The sequence below is a fragment of the Promicromonospora sp. NPDC023805 genome (assembly GCF_040639635.1).
Classification (GTDB): Bacteria; Actinomycetota; Actinomycetes; order Actinomycetales; family Cellulomonadaceae; genus Promicromonospora.
The window spans coordinates 1-4,352 of the sequence record NZ_JBFAAH010000057.1; the positions used below are offsets into that span (position 1 = coordinate 1).

At 67.6% G+C, this 4,352-nt stretch carries 5 protein-coding genes; 1 reads left to right on the forward strand and 4 read right to left on the reverse strand.

Annotated features, from left to right (window positions below):
- Positions 1-129: 129 nt before the first annotated feature.
- The 4 genes from AB0F70_RS27395 to mmsA form a co-directional block, all read right to left on the reverse strand.
- A complete protein-coding gene (locus AB0F70_RS27395) occupies positions 130-825 on the reverse strand; it encodes an ABC transporter permease (protein ID WP_357456490.1) in 696 nt (231 codons plus the stop codon).
- Positions 826-845: 20 nt separating this feature from the next.
- On the reverse strand, positions 846-1,316 hold the full coding sequence (locus AB0F70_RS27400) for a TetR/AcrR family transcriptional regulator (RefSeq protein WP_357456493.1): 471 nt from the start codon (positions 1,314-1,316) through the stop codon (positions 846-848).
- Positions 1,317-1,414: 98 nt separating this feature from the next.
- A complete protein-coding gene (gene mmsB / locus AB0F70_RS27405; protein WP_357456496.1) occupies positions 1,415-2,596 on the reverse strand; it encodes a multiple monosaccharide ABC transporter permease in 1,182 nt (393 codons plus the stop codon).
- On the reverse strand, positions 2,593-4,164 hold the full coding sequence (gene mmsA / locus AB0F70_RS27410) for a multiple monosaccharide ABC transporter ATP-binding protein (RefSeq protein WP_357456499.1): 1,572 nt from the start codon (positions 4,162-4,164) through the stop codon (positions 2,593-2,595). Before mmsA ends, mmsB begins: the two co-directional genes overlap by 4 nt.
- Before the next feature lie 44 nt (positions 4,165-4,208).
- Here mmsA and AB0F70_RS27415 point away from each other — a divergent pair.
- A partial coding sequence (locus AB0F70_RS27415; protein WP_357456501.1) for a transposase occupies positions 4,209-4,352 on the forward strand: 144 nt, incomplete at its 3' end.

Sequence of the window (4,352 nt, forward strand, 5' to 3'; positions counted from 1 at the left end):
GCCTCCGCGCACTCGACGATCGCGGCAGGGCGCCGGGACGTTGCGGCAAGCGGGCCATTGCGCTCCATGGGTCTCAGGTGGGTTCTCAGGTGGGTGCCGACCTCCTGACGTTCTACCGATCGCCCGCCCTCACGCCGTCCGACGGCGGAGGGTGAGCACTCCCAGGAGGGCCGCACCCACGATGAACAGAGCGATCACGCCCACCGCACCGCGGATGTCCGCCCACTCCTCACCCGCCGCGAGCGACGTCATCGCCTCTATCGCGTAGGTGAGCGGGAACGCGCGGGACAGCCGCTCCAGCACCTGCGGCATCTGGTCGCGCGGCATGAGCAGGCCGCACGTGATGAGCTGCGGGAACAGGATGGCAGGCATCATCTGGACCGCCTGGAACTCGCTGCGGGCGAGCGCAGAGGCGGCAAGGCCGAGCGTGCAGCCGAGGATCGCGTCGAGCAGCGCGACCACGACGACGAGGCCGAGCGGCCCTGCGACGTCCATCCCGACGAGCAGGGCGAAGCCGACCACCACGAGCGCCTGGACGAGCGCAAGCGTCGCGAACGCGAGGCCGTAGCCGGCCACGAAGTCGCCCTTGCGGATGGGCGTCGCCATGAGCCGCTCCAACGTGCCCGACTGCCGTTCGCGCAGGGTCGCCACGCTCGTGACCAGGAACATCACGATGAGCGGGAACAGGCCGACCAGCATCGGCCCGAACCTGTCGAGCACCTGGGGCTGGTCGTCGAACAACCAGGCGATCAGGCCGATCAGCAGGCAGGGCAGCAGGATGATCAGGGCCACCGTGCGGTGGTCGCCGCGCAGCTGGGACAGCACGCGGCTCGCGGTGGCGAGGGTCAGGTTCGTCGGGGGTGGTGTCGGCGACCAGGGCGCCGGACCACATGAGGAGCAGGCGGTCGCACTGCACCGCCTCGTCCATCACGTGGCTGGCGCAGCCCGGGGTCGGCCATGACGGCGGGGATCACCACGCGGACCGTGGTGCCGCCGTCGTACTCCCACGCGCCGAGCACCGTCTCGACGAGGCGCTCCCCCAGGGTCTCCACCGGGCCGTCCACGACCCGCTCCATCAGCTTGTCCGGCTCGATCTCCGTGACGCCGAGCGTGGCCGTCAGCAGCCGCGCCTTGTCGGCGAACCAGTGCCGCACGGTGCCCGGGTCGACGCCGGCCCGCCGGGCGACCGACCGCAGGGACGCCGCCTCGTACCCGCGCTCCAGGAACTCCGCCCGGGCGGCGGTCAGGATGTCGGCGCGCGCGTCCTGCCCGGCGGGACGCCGTCCGCGGCGCGGCGCGGGGTCGGGTGAGGCCATCCCGCCATTCTCGCCCAGGCACGACGACGCGAGGGTCTCGACGGGCTCGACCACCGGTGGTCGAGCCTGTCGAGACCCTCGCGTTTCCCTGTCAGCCGTCAGCGGGCGGCCGCGGCCCGCCTCTTGTTCCAGACGTCGAACGCGACGGCGAGGAGCAGGACGATGCCCTTGACGACCTGCTGCACCGACTGGTCGATACCCATGAGCTGCATGCCGTTCGACATGACGGCCATGATCAGGCCGCCCACCATCGCGCCGGTCACCGTGCCGATACCGCCGGTCACGGCGGCGCCACCGATGAAGCACGCCGCGATCGCGTCGAGCTCGAACATGTTGCCCGCCGCGGGCTGTGCGGCGTTCGACCGCGCCGAGTACACGATGCCCGCGATCGAGGCAAGGAAGCCCATGTTCACGAACATCCAGAAGTTCACGCGCTTCACCCGGACGCCGGACAGCTGCGCCGCGGCGAGGTTGCCACCGATGGCGTAGACATGGCGGCCGAACACGCTGTGCTTGGTGACCAGCGTGTAGACCATGACCAGCACCGCCAGGATGATCAGCACCGCGGGCAGGCCCCGGTACGTGGCGAGGTTGTACGCGAACCACATGACGACTGCCGCGACGACCACGAGCTTCAGCACGAACAGCACCAGTGCCTCGACCGTCTGCTTGTACGCGATGCGCGCACGGCGGTTACGCCACGAGTTGTACGCGAAGCCCAGCACGCCGATCGCGAAGATGACGAGCGTGAAGGTGTCGTACCCGTATCCACCGAGCAGGCCGTTGAGGAATCCGTTGGCGATCGCGTTGTACTCCGCCGGGAACGGCGAGAGCGAGACGTTGTTGAGTACCTCGAGCGTGATGCCACGGAACAGGAGCATGCCTGCCAACGTCACGATGAACGCTGGAATGCCCACATAGGCCACCCAGAACCCTTGCCAGGCCCCGACCAGCAGTCCCGTACCGACAGCGGCGAGCACGCCCACCCACCACGGCTGACCGCCACGGACGACGATCACCGCGGCCACGGCTCCGGTGAGTGCGACCACCGAGCCCACAGACAGGTCGATGTGCCCGCCGATGATGATGATCACCATGCCGATGGCGAGGATGAGGATGTACGAGAACTGCAGGACGAGGCTGGTCAGGTTCCGCGAGCTGAGCAGCAGGCCGTCGGTCAGCACCGAGAACAGCACGATGATCAGCACGAACGCGATGTAGATGCCGCTGGTGCGGATGTTCCTGGTGAGCAGGTCCCGGATGTTGGCGATGCCGGTCATGCCTTCGTCTCCTGTGTGTGCTCCTGGGTCATGAGAGCCATGAGTCCTTCCTGGGTGGCTGAGGCCACGTCGACCTCGCCAGTGATGCGGCCGAAGGCCAGGGTGTAGATGCGGTCGCAGATCCCGAGCAGCTCGGGCAGCTCCGAGGAGATGACCAGCACGGCCTTCCCCTCCGCGACCAGCTTGTTGATGATGGTGTAGATCTCGTACTTGGCGCCGACGTCGATGCCCCGCGTGGGCTCGTCGAGGATGAGCACCTCAGGAGCGGTGTACAGCCACTTGGACAGCACCACCTTCTGCTGGTTGCCACCCGAGAGCTTGCCCACCTCCACCAGCACGTTGGGGGTGCGGATGTTCATGGACGCGCGGTACTCCTCCGCGACCTTGAGCTCCTCGTTCTCGTCCACGAAGCCGTTCTTCGACAGCTTGCCGAGGCCCGCCGCGGAGATGTTCCGCCGAATGTCCTCAATGAGGTTGAGCCCGTACTGCTTGCGGTCCTCCGACACGTAGGCGATGCCGGCCTTGATCGCGTCCGGCACGGTGCGGGCGTCGATCTTCTTGCCGTGCACGTATGCCGTTCCGGAGATGTCCCGGCCGTAGGAGCGGCCGAACAGCGACATCACGAGCTCCGTACGCCCGGCGCCCATGAGGCCGGCGATACCGACCACCTCGCCTGCCCGCACGTTCAGGTTCGCACCCTTGACGATGACGCGCCCGGGCTGGGTCGGGTGGTACACCGTCCAGTCCTCGACACGCAGCACCTCCTCGCCCGGGTGCGACTCCCGGTCGGGATACCGGTTGTCGAGGTCACGCCCCACCATGCCGCGGATGATGCGGTTCTGGATCGCCTCGGACGAGCCACCCGCCTCGGCCATGTCGAAGGTCTCGATCGACTGCCCGTCGCGGATGATCGTGGTGCGGTCGGCGATCTCGGCGATCTCCGCGAGCTTGTGGGAGATCATGATCGACGTGATGCCCTGGCTCTTGAACTGCCGGAGCAGCTCGAGCAGGTGCTCGGAGTCGTTGTCGTTCAGCGCCGCCGTCGGCTCGTCGAGGATGAGCAGGCTCACGTCCTTGGAGATGGCCTTGGCGATCTCCACGAGCTGCTGCTTGCCCACACCGAGGGAGGAGATGGGAACCGTGGGCGACTCGCTCAGCCCCACCCGCTCCAGCAGCACGGCTGCCTCGGCGTTGGTCCTGTTCCAGTCGATGGCGCCACCGGCGCGGCGGCGCTCGTTGCCGAGAAAGATGTTCTCGGCGATCGACAGGTACGGCACCAGCGCGAGCTCCTGGTGGATGATCACGACACCCCGGGCCTCGGAGTCGTTGATGGTGCCGAACTGGGCGTTCTCGCCGTCGAGCACTATGTCGCCGTCGTAGGTGCCGAACGGGTACACCCCCGACAGCACCTTCATCAGGGTGGACTTGCCCGCCCCGTTCTCACCGCAGATGGCGTGGATCTCGCCTCGGCGGACAGTGAGGTTGACGTCCTGGAGCGCTTTGACCCCAGGAAATGTCTTGGTGATGCCGCGCATCTCGAGGATGTCGGTCGGCGCCGAATCGGCCATGCCAGTCCTTGTCGCGTACTTGTCGCCAATAGTGATGTTGCGGGGTGCCCGACGCCGGTGGTCGAGCTTGTCGGGACCTGGGTCCCGACAAGCTCGAGTGGCGGGACGTTCCCGAGGACGCTTACGGGCCGTGGGAGAGCGTCTACTACCGGTTCCGGGACTGGCAGCTGGACGGGTCGTGGGACCTG

What these genes read in the sequence shown, in the direction of transcription:
- AB0F70_RS27400 (WP_357456493.1), bottom strand. Translation starts at nt 1,316, where the DNA reads ATGGCCTCACCCGACCCCGCGCCGCGCCGCGGACGGCGTCCCGCCGGG.
- mmsB (WP_357456496.1), bottom strand. Translation starts at nt 2,596, where the DNA reads ATGACCGGCATCGCCAACATCCGGGACCTGCTCACCAGGAACATCCGC.
- mmsA (WP_357456499.1), bottom strand. Translation starts at nt 4,164, where the DNA reads ATGGCCGATTCGGCGCCGACCGACATCCTCGAGATGCGCGGCATCACC.